This is a genomic window from Deinococcus deserti VCD115 (genome assembly GCF_000020685.1).
GTDB classification, from domain to species: Bacteria; Deinococcota; Deinococci; order Deinococcales; family Deinococcaceae; genus Deinococcus; species Deinococcus deserti.
In genome coordinates, this window is sequence record NC_012526.1 from 2,613,470 (window position 1) to 2,635,936 (window position 22,467).

Annotated in this window: 21 protein-coding genes; 9 read left to right on the forward strand and 12 right to left on the reverse strand. The window is 62.5% G+C overall.

What is annotated here, in order from left to right; translation table 11 throughout:
* Window positions 1-68: 68 nt before the first annotated feature.
* Window positions 69-1,523, forward strand: a complete 1,455-nt coding sequence (locus DEIDE_RS12440) for a S8 family peptidase (protein WP_012694316.1) — start codon at window positions 69-71, stop codon at window positions 1,521-1,523.
* A 51-nt stretch (window positions 1,524-1,574) separates the two neighbouring features.
* On the opposite strand, the gene DEIDE_RS12445 is transcribed toward DEIDE_RS12440, so the two are convergent.
* The 7 genes from DEIDE_RS12445 to DEIDE_RS12475 all read right to left on the reverse strand — a co-directional run bounded on the left by DEIDE_RS12445 (window position 1,575) and on the right by DEIDE_RS12475 (window position 7,381).
* A complete protein-coding gene (locus DEIDE_RS12445) occupies window positions 1,575-2,219 on the reverse strand; it encodes an MBL fold metallo-hydrolase (protein ID WP_012694317.1) in 645 nt (214 codons plus the stop codon).
* A 39-nt stretch (window positions 2,220-2,258) separates the two neighbouring features.
* The gene (locus DEIDE_RS12450; RefSeq protein ID WP_012694318.1) at window positions 2,259-3,215 is read right to left on the reverse strand and encodes a DNA polymerase III subunit delta'; all 957 of its coding nucleotides are present in this window, start codon (window positions 3,213-3,215) and stop codon (window positions 2,259-2,261) included.
* Entirely contained in the window at window positions 3,212-3,973 is a 762-nt protein-coding gene (locus tag DEIDE_RS12455; protein WP_012694319.1) for a metallophosphoesterase family protein, read from the reverse strand. Before DEIDE_RS12455 ends, DEIDE_RS12450 begins: the two co-directional genes overlap by 4 nt.
* Window positions 3,974-4,033: 60 nt before the next feature.
* Window positions 4,034-5,062 (reverse strand): S66 family peptidase, encoded by a 1,029-nt coding sequence (locus tag DEIDE_RS12460; RefSeq protein WP_012694320.1) that lies wholly within the window; start codon window positions 5,060-5,062, stop codon window positions 4,034-4,036.
* 96 nt (window positions 5,063-5,158) lie between these two features.
* Window positions 5,159-5,626, reverse strand: coding sequence for a hypothetical protein (locus DEIDE_RS12465; protein ID WP_041227267.1), 468 nt, complete (start codon window positions 5,624-5,626; stop codon window positions 5,159-5,161).
* A gap of 66 nt (window positions 5,627-5,692) precedes the next feature.
* Complete coding sequence (locus DEIDE_RS12470) at window positions 5,693-6,235, reverse strand: hypothetical protein (protein WP_012694322.1); 543 nt, start codon at window positions 6,233-6,235, stop codon at window positions 5,693-5,695.
* A gap of 207 nt (window positions 6,236-6,442) precedes the next feature.
* Window positions 6,443-7,381 (reverse strand): SDR family NAD(P)-dependent oxidoreductase, encoded by a 939-nt coding sequence (locus tag DEIDE_RS12475; RefSeq protein ID WP_012694323.1) that lies wholly within the window; start codon window positions 7,379-7,381, stop codon window positions 6,443-6,445.
* Between the two features lie 388 nt (window positions 7,382-7,769).
* Here DEIDE_RS12475 and DEIDE_RS12480 point away from each other — a divergent pair, with 388 nt between their 5' ends.
* From DEIDE_RS12480 to DEIDE_RS12490, 3 genes are read left to right on the forward strand one after another with little or no spacing between them, the layout of a single operon-like run.
* A complete protein-coding gene (locus DEIDE_RS12480) occupies window positions 7,770-8,906 on the forward strand; it encodes a type III polyketide synthase (RefSeq protein WP_012694324.1) in 1,137 nt (378 codons plus the stop codon).
* Window positions 8,906-9,604, forward strand: coding sequence for a class I SAM-dependent methyltransferase (locus DEIDE_RS12485; protein WP_012694325.1), 699 nt, complete (start codon window positions 8,906-8,908; stop codon window positions 9,602-9,604). The genes DEIDE_RS12480 and DEIDE_RS12485 overlap by 1 nt, the downstream gene beginning before the upstream one ends.
* A complete protein-coding gene (locus tag DEIDE_RS12490; protein WP_012694326.1) occupies window positions 9,597-10,733 on the forward strand; it encodes an FAD-dependent oxidoreductase in 1,137 nt (378 codons plus the stop codon). Before DEIDE_RS12485 ends, DEIDE_RS12490 begins: the two co-directional genes overlap by 8 nt.
* A 124-nt stretch (window positions 10,734-10,857) precedes the next feature.
* Here the strand turns inward: DEIDE_RS12490 and DEIDE_RS12495 are convergent, their stop codons facing one another.
* Window positions 10,858-11,394, reverse strand: a complete 537-nt coding sequence (locus DEIDE_RS12495) for a GNAT family N-acetyltransferase (RefSeq protein ID WP_012694327.1) — start codon at window positions 11,392-11,394, stop codon at window positions 10,858-10,860.
* Complete coding sequence (locus DEIDE_RS12500; protein WP_041227268.1) at window positions 11,387-12,310, reverse strand: carbon-nitrogen hydrolase family protein; 924 nt, start codon at window positions 12,308-12,310, stop codon at window positions 11,387-11,389. Before DEIDE_RS12500 ends, DEIDE_RS12495 begins: the two co-directional genes overlap by 8 nt.
* 34 nt (window positions 12,311-12,344) lie before the next feature.
* Here DEIDE_RS12500 and DEIDE_RS12505 point away from each other — a divergent pair, with 34 nt between their 5' ends.
* The 3 genes from DEIDE_RS12505 to DEIDE_RS12515 are packed head-to-tail and all read left to right on the forward strand — an operon-like array spanning window position 12,345 to window position 14,683.
* On the forward strand, window positions 12,345-12,965 hold the full coding sequence (locus DEIDE_RS12505; RefSeq protein ID WP_049760482.1) for a 5-formyltetrahydrofolate cyclo-ligase: 621 nt from the start codon (window positions 12,345-12,347) through the stop codon (window positions 12,963-12,965).
* Window positions 12,962-13,543: a DinB family protein gene (locus DEIDE_RS12510; protein WP_012694330.1), complete on the forward strand. Its 582-nt coding sequence runs from the start codon at window positions 12,962-12,964 to the stop codon at window positions 13,541-13,543. Before DEIDE_RS12505 ends, DEIDE_RS12510 begins: the two co-directional genes overlap by 4 nt.
* A gap of 60 nt (window positions 13,544-13,603) precedes the next feature.
* Window positions 13,604-14,683, forward strand: coding sequence for a PilT/PilU family type 4a pilus ATPase (locus DEIDE_RS12515; RefSeq protein ID WP_012694331.1), 1,080 nt, complete (start codon window positions 13,604-13,606; stop codon window positions 14,681-14,683).
* Between the two features lie 135 nt (window positions 14,684-14,818).
* Here DEIDE_RS12515 and DEIDE_RS12520 read toward each other — a convergent pair whose 3' ends face one another.
* Entirely contained in the window at window positions 14,819-17,287 is a 2,469-nt protein-coding gene (locus DEIDE_RS12520) for an EAL domain-containing protein (RefSeq protein ID WP_083764261.1), read from the reverse strand.
* 403 nt (window positions 17,288-17,690) lie between these two features.
* On the opposite strand from DEIDE_RS12520, the gene DEIDE_RS19895 reads away from it, so the two are divergent.
* Window positions 17,691-18,128, forward strand: coding sequence for a four-helix bundle copper-binding protein (locus DEIDE_RS19895; protein ID WP_476696198.1), 438 nt, complete (start codon window positions 17,691-17,693; stop codon window positions 18,126-18,128).
* A 460-nt stretch (window positions 18,129-18,588) separates the two neighbouring features.
* Here DEIDE_RS19895 and DEIDE_RS12525 read toward each other — a convergent pair whose 3' ends face one another.
* Entirely contained in the window at window positions 18,589-19,023 is a 435-nt protein-coding gene (locus DEIDE_RS12525; protein ID WP_012694335.1) for a hypothetical protein, read from the reverse strand.
* Window positions 19,024-19,190: 167 nt separating this feature from the next.
* Complete coding sequence (locus DEIDE_RS12530; RefSeq protein WP_242402918.1) at window positions 19,191-20,951, reverse strand: adenylyl cyclase; 1,761 nt, start codon at window positions 20,949-20,951, stop codon at window positions 19,191-19,193.
* Between the two features lie 1,043 nt (window positions 20,952-21,994).
* Between DEIDE_RS12530 and DEIDE_RS12535 the strand changes: the two genes are divergently transcribed.
* A complete protein-coding gene (locus tag DEIDE_RS12535; RefSeq protein ID WP_012694337.1) occupies window positions 21,995-22,450 on the forward strand; it encodes a DUF488 domain-containing protein in 456 nt (151 codons plus the stop codon).
* Window positions 22,451-22,467 lie beyond the last annotated feature (17 nt).

Consider the following 22,467-nt stretch of genomic DNA (forward strand, 5'->3'; position numbering starts at 1 on the left):
CGACGTCTGGCTATGCTGAATTCAGTACCCACCTTCGGCATACGTCCTACTTCGTGTCAGGAGTCGCCATGAACCGTATCCCACTGTCTGGTCTGCTTACCCTTAGCGTCCTGCTGGCTGCCTGCGGACAGGCTCCCAATGCCCAGGCACCTGTTCAGGCTTCCCCCGTTGCCCAGGCCCCCGTACCAGTCGCTGCCGGACCGGAGTTCGTGGAAGGCGAAGTGCTGGTGCAGCTGCGCAGCGGCCTGAGTGCCCAGGCGATTACAGCCCTGAGTTCGCTTGGCGTGCAGAGCCTGGAGACCGTGGCGGTGACAGATGGTGCTCCACTGCTGCGCACCCGCATCACCGACGCTCAGAGCGTTGAAGCCAAGATCTCCCGGTTGCAAGCCAGCGGGCTGGTCCGCTTTGCGGAGCCAAACTGGATTTATCAGCACCAGGCGACCAGCAATGACCCGTACTACACCGATGGCTCTCTATGGGGCATGTACAGTGCCGAAACTAACCTCAGCGCGCCCGCCAACCAATACGGCAGTCAGGCGAACAAGGCGTGGGCGACCAACACTGGCAGCAGCACCGTGTACATCGGCGTAATCGATGAGGGCATCGACTACAGGCATGACGACCTCAAGTTGAACATCGGGGTCAATCCTGGTGAAACCCCTGGTAATGGCATAGACGACGACAAGAATGGCTATGTTGACGACGTCTATGGCTGGGACTTCGCTAACGGCAACAACACCATTTACGACGGTACCAGAAAGGAAGGTACCGATAAGCACGGCACGCACGTCGCGGGGACCATCGGTGGAGTCGGTGGCAACGGGAAAGGCGTTGCGGGCGTCGTCTGGAACGTCAAAATGATGAGCGGCAAATTCCTAGGTTCGCGCGGCGGCACCACCGCCAACGCCATCAAGGCGGTAGACTACTTCACCGACCTGAAGAAGCGGCACAACCTGAACCTCGTGGCAACCAGCAACTCCTGGGGCGGTGGCGGCTTTTCGCAGAGTCTGCTCGATGCCATCAACCGCGGCGGTGACGCGGGCATCCTGTTCATCGCTGCGGCGGGCAATGGTGGTAACGACGGCGTGGGCGACAACAACGACACTACTGCCAACTATCCCAGCAACTACGAGTGCAAAGCCACGGACGGTACGCTCGTCTGGGACTGCCTGATCGCCGTCGCAGCGATCGACAAAGAAGGTGCACTCGCCAAATTCTCTAACTACGGCATGACAACCGTCGACCTTGGTGCGCCGGGTGTGAGCGTCATGTCCACGCTGCCGAACAATACGTATGGAGCTTACAGCGGCACCAGCATGGCTACCCCGCACGTGACCGGTGGTGCAGCGCTGTACGCAGCCGCGTACAGTAGCGCCTATGGTGTTAAGGCCACGGCCAAGCAGATTAAGGACGCCATCATGAAAGCGGCTAACGCCACGGACACCACCAGCCTCACCGGCAAGACCGTTACTGGCGGTCGCCTGAACGTCAGCGGCTTCGTCCCCGAACTTGTCAACCCCTAGCCGTAATGCAGGTACAGCTGTGGTCCTCCTGACTGTGCCTTCTCTATACCCTTACGTCAAAAACGGATTCGTCTGCCGTTCCCGCCGGATGGTCGTGCGGGGCCCGTGCCCCGGATATACCACCGTGTCGTCCGGCAGGGTCAGCAGTTCGGCGGCAATTCCGGCAATCAGCTGGGGGTGATTGCCTCCAGGCAGATCAGTGCGCCCTATACCGCCCATGAACAGGGTGTCGCCGGCCACCACGAACCCACTGCCCACGAAGACCACGTGTCCTGGCGCGTGCCCCGGCAGTTCGCGTGCCGTCAGGGTCAGGTCCCCAGCCTGAAACTCCTGATCGTGCTTGATATCGTGGTCTGGCGCGGCTGGCTGCACAAATGGCAGGTTCCAGCGGGCGGCGCTGGCGGCGCCCAGGTCGTACAGTGCCCGGTCCGACGGGTGCAGCCAGACCGGTACCCCGAGCGCCTCGCGCAGCGGCTGTACCGCGCCGATGTGATCAAAGTGTGCGTGCGTCAGTAGAATACCCTGCACGGTGACGCCAGCGTCACGTACTACCTCCAGCAGCCGGGCGGCGTCATCGCCCGGGTCAATCAGGAAACCCTGATTCTGCGTGCCGGCCACCAGCACGGCATTTTCCTGGAGTGGACCCGTAGACACCGACCAGACACGCACGTCACCATGTTGAAAAAAGGCAGCCATGCGCGGAGTGTAGCGGGAAGACCGGCGGGCAGTCCGGGCTCAGGCGTGGCCCAGGGCGTCCCGGAGGTTCAGGGCAAATACCTGGAAGCTCAGACTGGGACTGGCGTAAGACTCCAGGGCAGCCTGCAGGGCCTCCAGGGCAGTGTCGGCGCGGGCCCGCTGGTGGGGTGGCAGGGTGCGCCAGGTAAAGCGCAGCGCTTCCGGATGCCACGCCGGGTCCCAGTGCTTTTCGAGGCGCTCTGCCGCTTCCAGGGCGGTCAGCAGTCCCACCCCCAGCGCCTCTGTGAACTCGGCGGCGCCGGCCAGTGCGGCGTGCACCGTTTCATGATTTTCCAGTACCCCGGCGCGGCCAGCAGCAAAGGCCACCAGAACCTCGTCCGCAGGGCGGCCCTGGGCGCTCAGTGCGAACTCCATGGCCCGGTCGGTGGCTGGCGTGACATTCAGCCGGGCACTCCGGCTCACGATGGTAGGCAGCACCGAGCGCAGATCCTCAGCCAGGAACACGAACAGCGCCCCGTGGGGCGGCTCCTCGATCAGTTTCAGCAGGGCATTGGCAGCCTCCTGGCCAAGGTACTCGGCGCCGTTCACGATCACCACGCGCCGGCGGTGTGTAGGCCGCACTTCCAGAAACTCGAAGACGTGCACGTCATACTCGCCGCCCTTGTCACGGGCTTCCAGCACTGCACCGATGGGAATCAGCTTGCGCCGCGCGACCTTGCCGGTGGTGGTCGTGGCCCGCGGTTCGATCAGCAGAAGATCCGGATGCGCTCCTGCGGCCAGCGCGCGGCACGAGGGGCACTGGCCGCACGCCTCGCCGTACATGCCTCGGGTGCCCGTGCAGTTGTGCTGCGCAGCCACCGCTTGCGCCAGGGCCAGCTTGCCGACCCGCGCCGGGCCAGTCAGGAGCAGGGCGTTACCGCCAAAGACGCCTGTCTGTTCCAGCAAAGGCCCATGCAGGGTCACAGCGCTGCGCAGGGCATCAGCAGCCGTACTCACTTGCCGACGCTCAGGCGCGCCGCCAGCACGGGCGGCAGCCCGGCGGCCAGCACTGCCTCCTGGGTGCGCTGCAGGTCATAGGTCACCCGGAAGACCTGAAAATGCGCGCGGGCAGTATCGAACACGGCGTAGCTGGCCTGCGGGTTGCCGTCACGCGGCTGGCCCACACTGCCGGGGTTAAGAATCACGCGGGTGCTGGGCGCGACCATGTAACTGCCGCCGTCCGGAAAAGCCTGCGCCTTGACCCATTCACCCACCGGGGCGTTCAGCGTGGCGTAGACCGCCGGGACATGGGTATGGCCCACGAAGCCCAGTCGGCCCTGCCAGTTCTGGAACACTTCACGCGCTGCCGTGACCGAGTCGGCGTAATCGTCCAGGCTGACCGGGGTGCCGTGGCGGTAACGCGCACCGACATCCGGGTCATCGATCCCGTCCTTCCAGCTTCCCACCCACCTCAGGTGGTCGGCGCTCAGCTGCGACAGCTGCCAGGTTAGCGCCTGCGACACCACACTCTCACGCGGCTGGCGTTTGCCGGATGCGTACTCCAGCAGCATCTGCTCATGGTTGCCCAGCAGACAGATGGCTTCAAGTTCACGCAGTGATTCCAGGACTTCCACCGGAAACGGGCCGTAGCCCAGGGCGTCGCCCAGGTGCACCACCTGGTCATAGCCCCGCGACGCGGCGTCCTGAAGGACGGCCTGTAGGGCTGGCAGGTTGGCATGAGTGTCGGAAAGCAGCAGCAGCCGCACGCCGGGCATGATACTGCCCCATTCTTTCACTGGCATCACACTGGGTGAGAACGCCATGAACTGTGGAGCTCAGGGCCACACTGTAATCCTGCTGGCGCGCGGATCCAGCTGCACCTGTGCTCCCAGCGGCAGGGTGAGTTGCGGGCTCGTATGCCCGAAATCCACCCCTGCGACCACCGGCATGTCCTCGCGGCCCGCCTCGCGCAGCACCCGCTGCACCCAGCGGTGCAGCTGCGCTGTCATCTCGGGCGTGTAGCCGCGAGGACGGGCCAGCAGCAGGCCAGCGGCCCGCGTCAGGATGCCCTGGGCAGCGTAGTTGCGCAGCCAGTACCCCACCTGGGACGGTGACGGCACATCCTCGCTGGTTTCCAGTGCCAGGACTGCGCCGCTCCACAGCTCGGGGGTGGGCCAGCCGGGTGTGCCGTTCAGCATGTCCAGCACCTCCAGGCACCCACCGATCAGGTGGCCCTGTGCTGGAGCCTCGCCCTGCAGCCACCTCCAGCCGTCACCTGGAGCAAATGGCCGGCGGGTGTGCTGGCCCTCTGCTGTCCAGTCGCCACGAGCTTCGGTCCATTCCGGGGCCGGAGACAGCATAAAAGGCTGCAGTTCGTCCACCAAAGCCCGGCGTACTCCCTGCACCGTGAATGGGTGCATGCCGCCGTTTTCCGCCAGATCGGTCAGCAGTGATGGGCCGTGGTAGGCCATCACGCCTGCGCGCAGGAACTGCAGCAGGGTCACCGTGCTGTCGCTGTACCCCAGAAAGACTTTCGGGTGGGCGCGGATGAGGTCCAGGTTCAGGTAAGGCAGCAGGCGCACGCTGTCATCCCCGCCGATGATGCTGACCATGCCGTGGATCTCGGCGTTTTGCAGGGCCCAGTGCAGGTCGTCGGCCCGGGCCTCCGGGTGGGCATCCAGGTAGTCGGGACCGCGCAGGGCGTTGGGGGCCGGCACTATTTCCCAGCCAAACTCCTGCGCCACCTGCTGGGCCCCCGCCTGATAACGGGCCATCACTTCCGTCACGAAACCACTCGACAGGCTCAGTGCTGCCACGCGCGATCCGGGGTTCAGGCGGGGCGGACGGACAAAAGGAAGCGTCATGCGGCAGCCTAAAGCAGGAGCGGGGGAAAGCCATGCGCCGGTTGGCTTAAGGAGCGCAGACCTGTCATTGACGCGCAGGCGCGCAGGCCCGGCGGATCACTTTTCCTCGTCAGAGTCGTACACAGCTCCCACGACAGCGCCGTACACCAGGTGTCCGGTCAAGAACAGCGCCATCGTCACAGGGCCGTACCCGGATGCGAAGATCTTCAGTGCGGGCATCCGGCCTGTGCGGACCATCGGGTTCATCCGGTCCAGCCCCGGCAGGACCAGGCTGGCGATCAGCCAGTGCAGGATTCCTAATCGGACGCCGATTCCAGGGCTGGCCGGGCGCGTTCGCTTCATGACCAGGGCGTAGGGCACTGCGATCAGGACCGAGAGCAGCAGATGCGCTCCGACACCTGCCGCGCGGCTGCTGAGGCGGTCCGCTTCACCCGTGAGCAGACCACCCTCATACCGGGACATGCTCAGTGGCGTCACCCGCGCCTGATACGTTACCAGCGCGAGAACTTCCATGGCCAGCCCACCGAGCAGACCAGCCCGCACGACTTTGGCAGGTTTGGGCATGCGGCTCTCCTTGAGCTCAGATTGATGTGTGAAGCACGCCTCCGGATTCATGGGCCCCGCCGGGACTCAGGTGGACCGGCTCACCTGTTCCACCGGAACAGGATGAAGTTCGCGGTCCATCACACGCAGCACAGCGTCGGTGACCATTCCAAGAACGATGTGCGACACCAGACCACGGACGTGGGCCTGCCAGGGGTAGGCCTGCGGCGGGCCGGAGAGCTTGAGCGCCGCGTTGACAATCTCGTCGTTCAGCACGAACAGACCCGCGCCGTACACGAACCCCTGGGCTTTTGGGAGTTCCTTGACGCGGTGGCGCAGCACCCCGTAAAGCGCCCCGGGCAGAACGCCCAGGGCAAAATGAGCTGCCACACCCCAGGGGTTAGGCTGCCGGGGATTGAGCTCGGTTCCCAGGGCGCCCGCCAGCCGGTTGGCAATGTTGTGTGCCGGGTCCAGGCCTCCAGGACGCGCAGCAAGTTCGCGCTGAATGGTACTGGCGTCCTCACGCCGGTACATGTACCACCCGACACGGTCCATGGCCCACACACCCGCAGCACCAGCCACTGCGCCTTTCAGAGCCTCGGAAACCGGATTCTTTGGTTGGGTATGCATGTGTTCTCCTTTGTCCTGAGGGGAAACGTGTCGTGACGGAACTGGCCTGAACGGAACTGGCCTGAGCAGCCTGGCGCAGGTTCAGGAATGTTCCCGAGCCCAAGTTCGGTTTCTGCACTGGCAGCTACAGGTCAACTGAACCCGCCTTCTTCCTGGACAACGTATGAAACTCGGAGCGAAAATAGCTGTGCAACACGCCTGATTCCGTTAGCTCCCTGCTTCGCCAGACCTGACCACCGGCGTATGCGGGGACTTTTCCGGGTGGCTTCCGCGCTGCGCGTGGCTGAGCACAGATGCGGGCTCGTCGACACGCACCAGGGTCAGCAGACGGTTGGCCCAGTCCGGGAACAGGTCATAGAACAGGATCAGGCTCTTGATCGGCGTGAACGGCAGAATGACGGGCCGGTAGACCTCCATCGCGTCCACGACGCCACGAGCGACGTACGCAGCCTCCTGTACGGGCTCGTTCATATGCGCACCGAAGCCGCCTGCTTTGATGTTCGCGACATTATCGAAAATTGCCGTCCGGGTCGTCACTGGCAGCAGCACACTGACCTTGATCCCGGTTTTCTCGACGTGCATCAGTTCCTGACGCAGAGACTGCGTCATGCCTTCAATAAAGGCTTTCGTCCCGGCGTACACGCCCGTGAAGGGAAAGCTGATGCGCCCCTCTACCGAGGAGGTGTTGATGATGTGCCCGAAGCCCTGGCGGCGCATGACAGGCACGGCGGCCTGCACCCCGTACAGGACGCCCATCATGTTGAGGTCGATCAGGTCACGGGTTCGGCCTTCATCGCTGTGCTCGACAGAATCGATGAACCACTGCCCGGCATTGTTGAACATCACGTCGATCTGTCCGAAGTGGTTCACGGCCGCTTCAACAAGACGCTCGACCTGCGGCCGCTCACGAACGTCAGCGGGCATCACCAGCACCTCGCCGCCAAGCTCCCGCGCCTCCTGCGCCACCCGCTCAAGAGCCTCCACGTTCCGCGCTGCAAGGACGACCCTGGCGCCCCGGGCCGCGGACTCGAGAGCGACCGCCCTCCCTATGCCACTCGACGCCCCGGTGATCACCACTACCCTGTCTCTCAGGGCGCCGCGTGCGTGAGCCCGCTGGAGCGCACGCGCCGCCAGGGTCAGCGTCATGGCAGCAGCACTGCCCAAAGCAGCAGTCCGGAATGACGGCGAAGTTCGATGATTGGCCCGACTCATCCGTTCACCGTACGAACTGGTGGGTAAAGGCGTTGGCGGACCACGTGAAGATGGATTCACCCCGAAGCTGCGAGGAACGCCATGGGGACACAGCGTTTCAATGGTTCTTTGCAATGTTCCGCCGCATCCAGTCGTCGTATGACCCGCAAACGACAGCGCACGTCCCTGCTTCCCGGTAGAACTGCGGGAGAGCTCGCAGCTGGGAGTGTACGCAGTTCCGGCGAACGGCCCCACTCACCTTCCGCTGAGAGCACGACTCCTTGCCCTAGGCCGCTTTAAGAAACCAAGCGGAAACAATCAGCTTGCCCCCCTAGGGTGAGGTATGGCCGTTTACCTCCACGCTCTGCAAACAGCACTCCCGGAAACGGCCTACCCGCAGTCCATGATCCGCGACCTGATCCGGGCGCAACCTGAACTCGACCGCCTTGCTCAGCGCCTCACGACCAGCATTTTCAACGCCTCGGGGATCGACCAGCGTTACAGCGTGGTCAAGGACTTCCTGGGGACAGACGATGAAGGACCGGGCCTGTTTTACGACCACACTACGGGTCAGATGCGGACGCCCAGTACCGGGGTTCGCAACGACTTCTACACCGTGGAGGCGACCAGGCTTTTCGTGCAGGCAGCCCGGCAGGCCCTGGCTGCCACGCCGGGCCTGAGTGCTGCGGATGTCACCCATGTCGTGACCGTGTCATGCACAGGATTTTTTGCCCCCGGCCCCGACTACGCCATTGTCCGTGCACTCGGCCTTGCGCCGCACGTGCAGCGCTTCCATGTCGGATTTATGGGCTGTTACGCGGCCTTCCCTGCCCTGAAGATGGCCAGGGCCTTCTGTGAGGCCGACCCGGAAGCTGTGGTCCTGGTGGTGTGCGCGGAGCTGTGCACTATTCATATGCACTCGGCCAGGGACCCGGACACGCTGATCGCCAATTCCGTGTTCGCCGACGGCGCCGCCGCTGCCCTGGTCACGGCCCGGCCACCCGCCCCGGGAACTCCGGTGCTGCGCATGGATCACTTCGAAACCACCCTGACCCCGGTGGGTGTCGGCGAGGCCGATATGGCCTGGACCATCGGCGACCAGGGCTATGACATGGTGCTGAGTACCTACGTTCCGGCCATCATCGAGTCGCACATTCAGGACGCCCTGGCGCCGCTGCTGGCCCATGATCCGGCCCTGGCGGGCGGCCCATACAGTGCGGTAGATCGCTGGGCGATCCATCCCGGTGGACGCAGCATCCTGGACAAGGTGCAGACCACGCTGGAGCTGAGCGACCTGCAACTGCGGCCGTCCCGGGAGGTGCTGCGTCAGTACGGCAACATGAGCAGCGTGACGGTGCTGTTTATCCTGGCGGATCTGCTGGCCAGCGCCTCGGACCAGGAGCGGATCGGTGCCCTGGCCTTCGGCCCGGGCCTGACTGTGGAATCGGGCCTGCTGACCAAGTTGTCCGGGCTGGATTGATGAAGCTGGATTTATCCCGGCGGGCAGCCTGGCTGCGCGAACGTATGGACGAGCCGGACTGTGACCCGCAGAAACTGCGGCGCACATACGCCCAGTTCGGCGTCATCAACGCGCTGGTGTCCGGGTGGCGAAGAATCTACATCCGGGACCTGCGGCCTGGGCTTTCGCCCGTGGTCCCGCGCACCCTGCTGGACATCGGGTGCGGCGGTGGGGACGTGCCCTTCCGGCTGGCCCACTGGGCCCGGCAGGATGGCCTGAAGCTTGACATCACCGCCATAGACGCCGATGAACGCGCCGTCGCCTACGCTTCAGCGCGGCCTGCCCATCCGCAGGTGCGCTTCCGTCAGGCCCTCAGCAGCGACCTCGTGCGGGAGGACCGGCACTTTGACTTCATCACGTCCAATCATCTGCTGCACCACCTGACGGCCGAGGAGCTGACCATCCTGCTGCAGGACAGCGAGCAGCTGTGCCGTGAGCTGGTGATCCATAACGACATTGAACGCAGCGCCCTGGCCTACGCGGCGTTCAGGACCGGAACCGCGTGGGTTTTCCCAGGATCGTTCATCCATGAGGACGGGCTGCTGTCGATCCGCCGCAGCTATGCACAGGCGGAACTGGCCGCGCTGGCCCCTCCGGGCTGGGTGGCCCGGCGGCAGTTTCCCTTCCGCAACCTGCTGACCTACCGCCCCCATGCTTGACGTGCTGATCGTGGGTGGAGGGCCTGTCGGCCTGTACCTGGGCTGCCTGCTGGCTGCGCGCGGCATGAATTTTCAGGTGCTCGAACGCCGCCTCGCACCTGGGTCTCATTCACGCGCCATTGGCATTCATCCACCATCCCTGGAAGCCTTCGCCCGGCTGAACCTGAGTCAACCACTGCTGGACGCCGGAGTCCGCATGACCGGTGGGATCGTCCGCAGCCAGCGCGGCCTGCTGGGAGAACTCAGCTTTCAGGGAGCCTCGTCTGCCTTTCCGTTTATTCTCTCGCTTCCCCAGCAGCAGACCGAGCAGATTCTCGAGGGGCGGCTCTCAGCGCTGGCCCCGGGTGCCCTGCACCGGGGTGTAGAGGTGCAGGCATTTCGTGATGAGGGCTCGCATGTCAGCGTGACCGCCCGGACCGAGGGGCAGACCAGAACCCTTCAGGCCCGCTTTCTGGTGGGGGCAGACGGGCGCCGCAGTCTGGTGCGGCACCTGGCCGGCATCACCTATCCAGGCGGGACCTATCCGGACAAGTACCTGATGGGAGACTTCCCGGACACCACAGCCTTCCGGCAGGCAGCTGTTCTTTATCTGGCTGAAGCCGGGGTGGTGGAGTCCTTTCCCCTGCCTGCCGGGCTCAGGCGCTGGGTGGTCCGCACAGATACGCTGCTTCACGGGGAAGCACCGGCCGAGCTGACCACGCTGGTCCGGCAACGGACGGGGCTGTACCTGCCCGCAGGGGAATGTCACATGCTCAGCGCCTTTGAGGTGCGTCACCATGCTGCCCGGAACATGGTAAGGGGCCGGGTACTGCTGATTGGCGACGCCGCCCATGAGGTCAGCCCCATCGGTGGGCAGGGCATGAACCTGGGCTGGCTGGATGCCGACGCCCTCGCGCCACTGCTTCAGGAGGCCGCTCAGGATTCTCTGGCCGCTGGACGCATGGGAATTTATGAACGGAAGCGCCAACGCGCGGCACGCCTCGCCACCCGGCAGGCTGAGCTGAACATGTTGTTCGGCCGGCCCGGACGTGGGTTTGCCCGTCAGGCACGCGAGCAGCTGCTGAGGGGTCTGCTGGCTTCCCCGGCACAGCCGGCGCTTGCCCGCGCTTTTACCATGCGCTGGCTGTAAAAAACCGCAGGCGATGAGGGCGGTTGTTCCTCCGTTTGAGCAACCGTTCTGAGACCCTTGCAGTCTTCGGACTGAAGGGGGGGCTGGTTTTCCGCAGCAACAGGTCAGGCACCATCCCTGCGCGTTAAGGCTGCAGCGCCCGCCACATCCAATGCTCGCTCAGAACCTGACCGTCCCGGCGCACGGCGTCAGGCTGTGTGCCCCACACGGTAAAACCATGGCGCTCGTACAGGCGCCGAGCGGCGTGCTGGGTGTCCATAACGGCCAGATGGAGACTGGTCACGCCCGCCCAGGTCATTGCTTGGGTCAGCGCCGCCCGCATCAGCGCGTCCCCACACCCCCGCCCGCGGGCACTGGACAGCACTGATACCCCGAACACATTGACCCGGTGGGCAAAGATGGCCGGCTTTTCGCGCGCCAGGGTCAGGAGGCCCACCAAGTGGCCGTCCAGAAACGCCCCGAAGCTGGTAGCTGTGTCCGAGGGGGTCAGGCGGTCGGCCACGCTGTCCAGCGAACGGGCCGCAAACTCGTCTGCGGTGGTCAGGAAGGCCAGCGGGTCGCTGCGCAGGGCGGACAGACGGACTTCACGGTAGACCGCAGCGTCCGCAGTGTCCAGGAGCCTCACCTGGAGCAGGCTGTCACTCAGCCGGTCGTCAGGCATGGACCGCAGATCCCAGCGGCACATGCTCGGCTGGGGTGGGCCGGTTCTGGGCAGCGTGGCGGTCGCGCCAGTTCAGAACGTGGCCGTCACGCCGGACCTCCCGGGTCAGGCGCAGATCCAGGTCGGTCACCAGCCATCCAGGTGCGTTCCACTCCCCCTGCGCCACCACGCCGTCGTCCGGCAGACCGTTGTCAGCGGGGGCGTAGACGCCGGTCTGCCCCACCGCGTCCTCCACGGCGTAGGTCCAGGGCGCGTCAGCAATCAGGGGAGCATGCACCGCATACAGCTGGTTTTCCAGGGCGCGGGCCATGCTGCCCACCCGCACGCGGGTGTAGCCGGCACGGGCTCCGGTAAACGAGGGCACGATCAATACTTCTGCGCCCCCTTCGGCCAGGGCGCGGGCCAGTCCGGGGAACTCGCTGTCGTAGCAGATGGCAACCCCGAACTTCACACGCTCCCCATCCACCAGAGGAAGCTCGAAGACCCGCACGCCTCTGCCCGGCGCGATGCCCCATTCCTCGTCCTCGAAGCGCGTCATCAGCAGCTTGTCCTGATGGCTGTACCCGCCGTCCGGCCCAAACACATAGGCGCGGTTGACGAACGTGCCGTCCCCGGCGTCCACCGGCACGCTTCCGGCCACGATGGCCACGTCATACTGCCGGGCAAGCCGCGCGTGCACGGCCAGAAATTCCGGCAGCAGAGCCTGCAGTGCAGGGCGCATTCCGTGGATGTCGTGGTGCAGTTCGGCCGGCAGCAGGCTGATCAGTTCCAGCGCGGCGTATTCAGGAAACACCAGCAGACGGGCGCCCTGCCGGGCTGCGTCTGCAACCCAGCGGTCAAGCTTGGCCTCGAACGCGGCCCAGCCGTCCAGAAAGTCGATGGGATAGGCACCCGCCGCGACACGTAAGACCGTCATGGACCCATGGTAGAGCGCCCCGTACACTGACTTCATGACGCATGCTGCTTATGCGGTGACTCCCGGCGCCTGGCGCGAGCAGGTGTGGACCACCCTGATGCGCGAAGGGCAGTGCAGCTATCCATTGCCGCCCCACGGGCATCATCCGAATTTCAAGGGTGCGCGGGCGGCAGCCGGGCACCTGCTTCGCCATCCGGACGTTGCCGCGCTGAGGGTGCTGGTGGTGGGGCCGGAACGGGCGCTGTATCCCCTGCGCAAACTGGCCCTTCAGTCCGGCGTCACGCTGTACGTGCCGCACCAGAAAAAGGCGGGCTGGTACTGGCGCGTGACTGACCCGGGCGGCGCGAAACTCAGTGCCCTGCCGGAATATGGCGAGCCGGTTCTGCGTCCCGATGGGGCCCAGGGCGTGGTCCTGGGAAGTGTGGCCGTGGACAGACAGGGTGGGCGGCTGGGCAAAGGATTCGGCTGGGCCGCGCGTGGCCTGCATCTGGACCTTCCTGAATTCACGCTGGCCCACCCGCTGATGCTCTCGGCGCAGCTGCCGTGCCTGCCCGACTCGGTGGTGGCGCTGATCGGTATGCCCGGCGGTGTGCAGAATCCCAAGACATTCCCACTGGCTGCCGTCAGCAGCCCCTCTTTAGACTCGGGAATATGAGCCGGAAAAAAGCCATTGTTCCTACGGTCGTGACGGTCGCCACCGTCGGTGTGGCAGCCGGAGCAGCCTACCTGGCGCGGGTGCGCAAGAACGACGTCAAGGACTTCATGGTGTCGCGGGTGCTCGAGGCCCCGGCCGGGCGCAGCAGCTACACCGAACTGGGTCAGAGCCTGGAACGCTCCGGAACCTTCCTGGCTGGCCGGGCAGCGCGGGCCGCCGATACCCCCGCCAACCGTGAGTTGCTGGGGCATATCATCAGCATCGAACGCTGGGGGCAGCAACGGCTGAAAGCTGCGTTGGGTCAGCAGGATTTTCAGCGCGACGAAGCCCGGCAGTACCGTCCGCCCCAGGACGCCAGCCTCCGGGAACTGCGTGAACTGCTTTCGCAGGTTCGCGCTGGTACGGTCGAGCTGGTCCGCCAGCTGCATGTCACGCCTCCGGACGACAGTCTGACGGTGGAGCACAATGGTCTGGGACCGCTGACGGCCAAGGCCTGGGTGCGTTACCTGACCCAGCACGGCGATCTGGAAAGCCGCCGGCTGCGCTCAAACCGTGAGCCTGAAGGCCTGGGAAACTGAGCCTCCATGTGGCAACCTGGATGATTCCTGTAAGACCCCCTTCTTTACCCTGAGGCCAAGATGAGCGTCCTGAACAGCATTCTGAGCACATTAGTCCAAGAGGGGGTCAGTGACATTCACCTGAGGTCCTTCAGCGCCCCAGCCGGGAGGGTCAACGGCGAAATCAAGCGCTTCGGCAATACCGAACTACTGCCCGAACACATTGAGGAATTTACGCGGGAAATGATGGCGCGCCCCGGCATGTGGGAAGAATTCACCACCACCCGCGAGGCCGACTTCGCCTATGGAATTCCTGGGCTGGCCCGTTTCCGGGTCAATGCCTACTTCCAGCGCGGCACCCTGGGGCTGATCATGCGCGTCATTGAGACAAAACCCATTCCCACTTTTGAGGAACTGGGCCTGCCCCAGCAAACCTTTGAGCACCTCGGGGCCCAGGAACGCGGACTGGTGCTGGTGACCGGACCGACTGGCTCGGGCAAGACCACCACCCTGGCCAGCCTGATCGACTACATCAATGCAACCCAGGCCGTCAATATCGTCACGCTCGAAGACCCTATCGAGATCCTGCACCGAGATAAGCAGGCCATGATCAGCCAGCGTGAACTGGGCAGCGATACCATGAGCTTCAGCAACGGCCTGCGCGCTGCCATGCGCCAGGATCCCGACGTCATCCTGATCGGCGAAATGCGCGACAAGGAAACCGTGGAAGCTGCGCTGTCGGCCGCTCAGACCGGTCACCTGGTGCTGAGCACGCTGCATACCCAAGACGCCATCCGGACGGTCAACCGCATCATCGACTTCTTCGCGCCGCACGAGCGCGAACAGATCCGCCAGGGCCTCTCGGAAAGTCTCGTAGGAATTGTCAGCCAGCGCCTGCTGCCCAAACTGGGCGGAGGCCGTGTGCTGGGCATGGAAGTGCTGCTGGGCACGCCAACCGTGCGCGAGTGTGTCAAGGACCCCGACCGGACCGAGGAAATCAAGCAGGCCCTGCTGGAAGGTGGCCTGCGCGGCATGCACACCTTCGACCAGCATCTGGGCAACCTGGTGATGTCAGGCATGATGAGTGAAGAGGACGCCATGGCTTCTGCGACCAGCCCACACGAGCTGAAGATCCTGCTGATGCGTCAGCAGTTCGCCTGAGCGCAGCACAGAGCAGGCAACAGGTGGGCGCCGGATATGGCGCCCGCCTTTCTTGTATTTATCTCACGGAAGCCGGGAAATGCCGGGTACAACGATGTATGCGGGCCTCAAGCTGACGAGACCCGCTTTCCACAATCAGTCAGACGCCATATGAAGTTCGGGCGCAGCTCTGGCTGCAGGTGCCGCTATTTGCGGCAACAGGGCCGTGGCCTGATGCGCCGGAAGTGGCCGGCTCAGGTAAAATCCCTGCGCAGTAGGACAGCCCATTTCTCTGAGCAGCGCCTGGTGTTCGGCATTCTCGACCCCTTCGGCCACGACATTGAGTCTTCGCGCCTGGCCCAGCATGACCAGCAGGCGCAGAAAGACCTGAGCGCTTTCGTCAGTGTCGTCCGGCCCTGGCAGGAAGGAACGGTCAATTTTGAGCTGATCAATCGGGATGTGGCGCAGCAGGCTCAGGGCGCTCTGCCCGGTCCCGAAGTCGTCCAGCGCAATCCTGACCCCCAGCGCGCGCAGGCGCTGCAGCTGCTGGGTTGCCGATGCAACATCACGCAGCACCGTGCTTTCGGTGAGCTCCAGCATCAGGCATTCCGGCCTGATCCCGGCCTCCTCCAGGGCTTCCTGAACCAGCCGGGCAAAATCAGCGGTGTCGAACTGCACCGGACTGACGTTTACGCTCATGGTCAGCCCCCGTTCATCGGCCCGCCAGGCCCGGGCCTGACGGCAGGCCTCGCGCAGCACCCAGGTTCCGAGCGGACCAATCAGGCCACTGTCTTCGGCCACCGGAATGAACCGGCCAGGCGCAATCATGCCGTGCACCGGGTGCTGCCAGCGGACCAGTGCTTCATAGCCGCTCAGCGCACCGCTGGCCACGTCGAACTGCCCCTGATAATGCAGAACGAATTCTCCGTTGCGCAGCGCCTCACGCAGATCGCGCTCCAGGTCCATGCGGGCAGCCGTCTCATCCCCCATACCGGCAGAGTAGGTCCGGACCGCATTCTTGCCGTCATGCTTGGCGCGGTACATGGCCACGTCGGCATGTTTTTGCATGGTGGTGATGTCCATGCCGTCCTGAGGCGCAACTGCTACCCCGATAGACCCCGTGATATGCAACTTATGCCCGCCCACCTGAAAGGGCTGGGCCAGACTGGCCAGTACCTTGCGCGCCACGCGCTCAGCGTCTGAAGCGTCTCGCAGGCCGGGGAGCAGCAACGTAAATTCGTCGCCCCCCAGCCGCGCCACCAGATCTCCGGTACGCACCACGTTCCTGAGGCGCTGCCCGACCTGATCGAGCAGTTCGTCTCCTACGTCATGGCCGAGGGTATCGTTGACCTGCTTGAAGCGGTCGAGGTCGATAAACAGCATGCCCAGCTCGCCGCCGGAAAGGTCAGCGAGGTGGCGTTCAGCCTCGGCCTGAAAATGAGCGCGGTTATGCAGGCCCGTCAGGGCGTCGTGTGTGGCGCGGTAGGCCAGATGCTGCTGGGCCTGCTCCAGAGCAGTATTGGCCTGAGAAAGCTCGGCATTGCGCTGGCGCTCACGCTCGGCCTCACGTTTGAGCATCTCCACCTGCATCTGCACGCTCAGAACCCGGCTTCTGCGCTCACTGTCCTGGGTATGCAGGACCCGCTGGAGTTCCTGATGCTGGCGACTATAGGCATAAGCCAGCCGCCAGTCCTCTCGGGAGGCGCAGAGTTCGCTGAGGTACCCCAGGATGTTGCGCTCGAGCGCCCGGAGCTCCCGCTCCCGGGCAACCCCGAGGGCAGTTTCAAGCTGGAAAGCAGCTTCATCGTGCCGGTCCAGGGCATGCAGGGCCCGGCCATACGCCGAGCGCAGGTTGACCACATGCTCCTGGTTGCCTACTTCCTCTGCCAGCGGCAGAACCTCAGTGGCCAGATCAGCAGCCTGCTGGAACTGCCCGGTTTCGAACAGTGCATGGGCGACGTAGGCCTGCATCACAACCTCGTTCTGACGCAGGTTGTACTTCCGCACCTCCGTCAGATGTTGGGCCGCCAGGGCCAGCGCCCGGTCGTACTGTTTCAGGTAATAGTGGGCCACCAGGATATTGATTGTTGACGCTGAATATGCGACCACATTTTCCTGGCGCACAGCGATCTGCTGCGCCTGAGTCACGGCCTCCAGCGCCGCTTCGTACTCACCGATGTTCATGCGTAGAACACCAATATTGCTCAGCACACGGCCCTGGTTGCCTTCATCACCTATGGCCTCTGCGATCCTGAGGCACTCCAGGCAATACTCCATGGCACTGGTGTAATCGCCCTGCATAGCGGCGCTGATTCCCAGTACGTTCAGTGCCCGCACATGAATCATCTGATTGCCACATACCTGCGCCAGCTCAATTGCCCGGACACTACAGGCGTCGGCCTGCTGAAACCGCGACTGGAAAAACAGCGCATTGCCCTGCAGCATGACTGCCATAGCCTCGCTGGAGAGGTCGCCGGCGGCTTGGGCCAGCGCCTGAATTTCCAGCAGGTCGGCCTTGGCCTGCTCGGCATCTGAATAAATAAGCCGCTCTGCAGCCTGGAGCCGCTCCCCCAACCGGTCCTGAGGAGCAACCGAGACTTGAGGGGCGTCGGGCTCAATATGCATTCCTCAGGATAGTTATCTGACACTGACACCCTTATAACCGGCGCCGTGGGTTGTTTACCTTAAGACCCTTTCGCAGGTCAGGCCAGAGGAGCACTGAGATGCGCTTATACGCTCACGCAAGTTGCCAGCCTCCTCTCACGTAACAGGCGGGGACACAAAGCTCAGGCGTCAAGTCCGGGCGCTGGTCCGCCCTGGAAGCGTGCGGTGTCTTGAGCCCAGCATCACGCGACAACCATTCACCCTCTCTTGAGTCTTTCCATTCTTTACTGCATTCAGCTCTTTTCTCCTACTACCATGCGGGGCACGTCCACCGTTTTTCGGTGCGCCCAGAAGGATCACGGCCAGGGAACATCCGCTCCCGCTCTGCACCAGGAGGCTGCCCATGAAAACCCGGATACAGACCATGCTGTCTGCTCACCCGCAACCCCAGAGCCTTTTTGACCAGGACACTTTGGCAGAATGTATTGCTGCGTGTATGGAGTGCGCTCAGATTTGCGGGGCGTGTGCCGACGCCTGCCTGGCCGAGACGGAGCACCTGACGCATCTTCTCCGCTGTATCCGAATGAATCTGGACTGCGCTGATGTCTGTGCGGCCACCGGACGTATCCTGTCGCGGCTGACCTCTCCGGATCAGACAATGTTACGGGCACAGCTGCAGGCCTGCATGACGGCATGTAAAGCGTGTGGAGACGAATGCGAACGACACGGCACCGAGATGAATATGCAGCACTGCACCGTGTGTGCCGAAAGTTGCCGGCAGTGTGAATCCGCCTGTGCGGCGCTACTGGGCCGTCTGTCAGAGTCGGCAGACAATTCACGCGCAGCTGTTCATCCCTACTGACGGTTCACGCATCCGGGTTGCGCTGGTTGGAATGCTACAGGGGACAGGAGGCGTTTCCATACGTCCGGGCGTCTGCAGAGCGCCATGATTGTCAAGTGGAGCTGTTTTGCCACGCAAGCATTTCTGGCCATGCATCGGGCGTAGTCACGGTAGTAAGGGTAGTAAGGTCCCTGGCTCTGGCCAGACTCTCCGGCGGTAATGATCGCTGTACCCAAGACTTCAGTACATCCGACAAATATGATTTTGCAGCGATCTGGACACGCCGTGAGACAATCTGCGGTCTGGCTTTCTGTTCAACTGCTGGAGCGGATATGCTCGGCCAGCAGAGTTCGGTGGCTGCTGTTATTTCTGAAGATCATTCTCTTTACAAAAACGGTAGCTACGATGGTTTGCAGAGCTGAAAAGTAGGGTTCAGACTGTCCAGTGTGGCCACAGGGGAAATTTCTGTTGAAGTCAGTTTTCAGAGATACGGCTTGAGGACCTCAAGGATTACCTCAGAACCTTCCATGGACTTGGGATTCAGGTGCAACAGGGTCACCATTACATTGTTGTTGACTTCAACGTTTGCTGAGACTGCAGGAGGGGCACGCCGGTCACGTCCATAGTCACGGTTCGTAAGCATAATGGCGACCACTGGAAACGCAGGACGTTGGGTAAGAATTACAAAATCCAGTCGTTTGCGCGCCTCACGCGTGATTTCGCCTCTGGACTTTCCTGGCTCAACCGTAAGCGCCACGAAATCCGACAGGACCATATTGCTCTCTACAGTAAAGGGCAGATCCTTAAGTGCCTCGCGTAAGTCCAGTTCAAAGCGGTCATTTAACCGGGACAGCTGCGCGCGAGGCGGAACAGGATTGTGCGTCGACAAAGGCCATTTTGGAAATGTCAGAGGCATATCTCATAGTAAAGGAATCGTAAATCTGAATTGTGGGAAATGGCAATTTTGTGAAATATCCTTCATATGTTCCAGGATGCTGTTCCTCACAGTGTTCAGCATGTCCCGTGGGCCAGAGCTGATGTGCTCTGGCCCACGTTGCCCGGTGTGGCAGCTTCGGTGAAGGGCTATCTCACCGGGTAGTCGCGCAGATAAACCGGCACACCAATATGCCCGGGTTCACTGGTGGCTGCCTCTCCCAGGCCGTTGACCACGTGATTGATCGTCCCGGCACTGAGATTCACAGTCATGATGTGGTGGAGTCGAATCCCTGGTGCTGCAGGGACCTCAAAGCCGTTCTCCGTCCGGATAGACGGATTGTTCTGGTTGAATACGTATACACCGCCGCCGTAAAGCTGGTGAGTCTGTACGTGATCTGCCACCTTGTACCCGGCCCAGCCAAGCACCCCGTCATGGCTCCAGTCATCCTGAGTCGGTGGATCGTACGGCAACTCATTCTGGTACAGCACTGTCAGGCCATTTTCGCCGTTCCATATGGTGTTGTATTCCTGGAAGTGCTCGACGAACAGTCCCGTAGCGGTCACGTTGTCGCCGTTGATGATGACTCCATTGCGGCCGATGTTCGTGTTCCAGCGCTCAGTGTCGCCTGAGAACCCCTCGATGCCGTGATCGGCACGCCACACCCAGGTGTGGTCGATCAGCACGTTGTCGCTGTTAATCTCCAGACTGGTTGCGGCCTTTCCGACATGCGGACCACCCACGCGGAAATACACGTCACTCAGGGTAGTTGGATTGGCAGGATCATTCTTCTTTGCACCTTTGTTGCCATTCTTTTTTCCGACCTGTAACAAAACCGGCGAGAGCATGCTGCCTGCGTCAATGGTCACCCCGGCAATGATGACCCCGGGGACGTCCGCTACCTGCAGAGGCGTCGAGCCGTTCATGGCAGTCAGCGTCGCGTGACCCATGCCCAGAATCACCGTATCGGCCCGCTTGACCAGAATGCTCTGCGCTACGTTGTAAACTCCAGGGGTCAGCAGCAGGTTCCGGCCACGCGCCAGTTGCGCATTGATGACCTGGATGGAGTCCGAGGGCCTGGCGATGAAGAATTCGCTGAGTGGCACGGTGCGGCCCGGAGTTATACCGTTTTCCCACGAGGTTCCCCGGGTGTTGGTCTGGGCTGAAGGCACACGGACCTGATACCGGCCCTGGGCGTCCAGGTACAGGAAGGGTTTTTCGCGGCTAAGGGGCGTCGTATCCAGGGTCGTGTAGGGCTCGGTAGGAAATTTGGCCTCTGACGGCGCACCTATGACTCCGGCGAAGACCTGATTCCACACGCCGTTGGACCAGGCACCGATGTTGCTGTTTCGTGTCAGCCACTGCTGCTGCGAGCCGTTGATGACGGTCTGTGCGCGGCTGTCAGCCAGAAAGCCCCCACTGGCATACTGGGGCCCAGCGGTGCAGTAGTCCATCAGAGACAGGTTGCCGCCATTGATTGCTACACGGCGCACCGAGACCGCCTGAGATACAGCCCAGAAGTTCGCGGAGGCCCGGCAGCCATCCTGACCCCTGGCGTTGATGTTGACAGTCAGGTTGGACAGTGTGCGCCAGAAGTTGACCAGTGCCAGACAGTTGCTGGTGCCGTTCTCCCCCAGGCAGCGGTTGTAGACCTCGACCTTGCCGTTGATGACAACGTCTTCAGGGGACGCCCCCAGGCCAGCGATCTCGGTGTAGTACCCGACCTTGATCTGTAGCGGCTGGGTGTCAGTGCCATATACCCCAGGCCGGAAAAAGTACGCATAGCGCTCGGTGCCCATCTCGTTGTTGACCTGCCGGGCGTAGGTTGCGTCCAGGACAGCCTGAATGTGACTGACTGGCATACCTGGGTCAAAGATGGTGACATGGGGGCCCAGATCGCGCCCCTCCACAGAACCCACTCCGGCGGCCTGGAGCTTCCCGTCGTCGGCGGGGTTGTCGCTTATGGGGGACGGCTGTCCGCAGGCGCTCAGAAAAGTCGCCAGACCTGTCCAGAGCAGAATCTGCCGCGGAAGTCCGCGAAGCCGGGAGGTCCGTTCATGGACGTGTCGAGTACCGTGCTTTTTACCATTCGAATGATCCTTCATCTGTCCCTCTCCAATTTGCTGATAGGTAAACAAGAACGAAATCTGCGCGGAATCTAAATCAACGAACCCCCTTATGAAAATTACTAAATTTGTATCTCGGTCGAAGACTGTTAAAGAGCATTCGGGAGATCCAGTCAAGATCATAATTGGTGCATTAAATAAGATCCTCAGCAGCTACGTTCCCAGAAAAGAGACAAATCAGGCAACAAAGCAAGTAAACAGAGGATCCTGTCATACACAAAACGACCATGCGGCACCATATGTATCTCCGACAAGAATTCAAGTCGTAAAGCTATGGAATAGAGATCCATGCCAGAGAGCTTTCGCTATCCGCCTTTATCAATAAGTTTGCGTGCTGTAAAAGTAACAGGCCTCCCGCCAACTGTCAATAAGAAAACGTTTCCAGAATTGTAGATGCGGCTAAAGTTACGTCTGGGACGAATAATTTAAGAGTGAATTCCGAGAGACAGAAGATGCATATCGACAGACGGGTCAGATTCAGGAAAAGGTATTCAAGATAAAAGCTGAGGCTTCAGCCTGTAGGACGTGCCCCCAGGCATCGTTTCGGCTGAAGCCTGCTCCGCCCGGGACATCTGCTTGTCGAGCCAGCGAATGCATGCGCTTCTGTGAAAATCCAGGCCTCGGCTCCAGCCTCCCGTTTCCCCTGCCAGGCTTCTCGCAGCCTGGAAATCCTTGGACCCTTTACGACTCAGCAACACTGAAGCACAGGCAAATCAGGAGCCACCATCTGCCCCTAAGCCCTGTTTGCTCCTGTGCCCATCGGAGTCTCAAATAAAAACGCTTCCCAGGACACTCTGTAGCGGCGGCCCCACCCCTACCCTGAAGCCATGACCCTGCCCAGGCTGCTGACCATCGGCTACGAGGACGCGGATCTGCATGACTTTCTTGACACCTTACGAACTGCTGGCGTTCAGGTCGTGGTGGATACCCGTGAGCGCGCCCAGAGCCGGCGCAGAGGCTACAGCAAAACCGCGCTTGGAATGGCCCTGGCACAGCAGGGCATCGCATACCGGCACCTGCGGGCACTCGGCACTCCGCCAGGGATTCGCAAGGCCTACAAACTGAACAGGGATTTTGCGGCCCTGAAAGCCGGGTACACCCTGCATCTGGCCACCCAGGGCGAGGCGCTCACCGAACTGGCTGCATTGGCAGCCCGAAGTCGGGTTGCCCTGCTGTGTTATGAAGCCGATCCGCACGAGTGCCACCGGTCCCTGGTTGCCCGCAGGCTGCAGGAACTCGAACTGGTAGGCGAGGTGGAGGACCTGCAAGTTTTGGCCAGCTGACCAGGGCAAAATGCCAA

What these genes read in the sequence shown, in the direction of transcription:
- DEIDE_RS19895 (WP_476696198.1), top strand. Translation starts at nt 17,691, where the DNA reads ATGCTGTCTGCTCACCCGCAACCCCAGAGCCTTTTTGACCAGGACACT.
- DEIDE_RS12495 (WP_012694327.1), bottom strand. Translation starts at nt 11,394, where the DNA reads ATGCCTGACGACCGGCTGAGTGACAGCCTGCTCCAGGTGAGGCTCCTG.
- DEIDE_RS12460 (WP_012694320.1), bottom strand. Translation starts at nt 5,062, where the DNA reads ATGACGCTTCCTTTTGTCCGTCCGCCCCGCCTGAACCCCGGATCGCGC.
- DEIDE_RS12510 (WP_012694330.1), top strand. Translation starts at nt 12,962, where the DNA reads ATGAGCCGGAAAAAAGCCATTGTTCCTACGGTCGTGACGGTCGCCACC.
- DEIDE_RS12485 (WP_012694325.1), top strand. Translation starts at nt 8,906, where the DNA reads ATGAAGCTGGATTTATCCCGGCGGGCAGCCTGGCTGCGCGAACGTATG.
- DEIDE_RS12445 (WP_012694317.1), bottom strand. Translation starts at nt 2,219, where the DNA reads ATGGCTGCCTTTTTTCAACATGGTGACGTGCGTGTCTGGTCGGTGTCT.
- DEIDE_RS12440 (WP_012694316.1), top strand. Translation starts at nt 69, where the DNA reads ATGAACCGTATCCCACTGTCTGGTCTGCTTACCCTTAGCGTCCTGCTG.
- DEIDE_RS12520 (WP_083764261.1), bottom strand. Translation starts at nt 17,287, where the DNA reads ATGCATATTGAGCCCGACGCCCCTCAAGTCTCGGTTGCTCCTCAGGAC.
- DEIDE_RS12475 (WP_012694323.1), bottom strand. Translation starts at nt 7,381, where the DNA reads ATGACGCTGACCCTGGCGGCGCGTGCGCTCCAGCGGGCTCACGCACGC.
- DEIDE_RS12515 (WP_012694331.1), top strand. Translation starts at nt 13,604, where the DNA reads ATGAGCGTCCTGAACAGCATTCTGAGCACATTAGTCCAAGAGGGGGTC.
- DEIDE_RS12505 (WP_049760482.1), top strand. Translation starts at nt 12,345, where the DNA reads ATGACGCATGCTGCTTATGCGGTGACTCCCGGCGCCTGGCGCGAGCAG.
- DEIDE_RS12535 (WP_012694337.1), top strand. Translation starts at nt 21,995, where the DNA reads ATGACCCTGCCCAGGCTGCTGACCATCGGCTACGAGGACGCGGATCTG.
- DEIDE_RS12490 (WP_012694326.1), top strand. Translation starts at nt 9,597, where the DNA reads ATGCTTGACGTGCTGATCGTGGGTGGAGGGCCTGTCGGCCTGTACCTG.
- DEIDE_RS12525 (WP_012694335.1), bottom strand. Translation starts at nt 19,023, where the DNA reads ATGCCTCTGACATTTCCAAAATGGCCTTTGTCGACGCACAATCCTGTT.
- DEIDE_RS12500 (WP_041227268.1), bottom strand. Translation starts at nt 12,310, where the DNA reads ATGACGGTCTTACGTGTCGCGGCGGGTGCCTATCCCATCGACTTTCTG.
- DEIDE_RS12480 (WP_012694324.1), top strand. Translation starts at nt 7,770, where the DNA reads ATGGCCGTTTACCTCCACGCTCTGCAAACAGCACTCCCGGAAACGGCC.
- DEIDE_RS12470 (WP_012694322.1), bottom strand. Translation starts at nt 6,235, where the DNA reads ATGCATACCCAACCAAAGAATCCGGTTTCCGAGGCTCTGAAAGGCGCA.
- DEIDE_RS12465 (WP_041227267.1), bottom strand. Translation starts at nt 5,626, where the DNA reads ATGCCCAAACCTGCCAAAGTCGTGCGGGCTGGTCTGCTCGGTGGGCTG.
- DEIDE_RS12455 (WP_012694319.1), bottom strand. Translation starts at nt 3,973, where the DNA reads ATGCCCGGCGTGCGGCTGCTGCTGCTTTCCGACACTCATGCCAACCTG.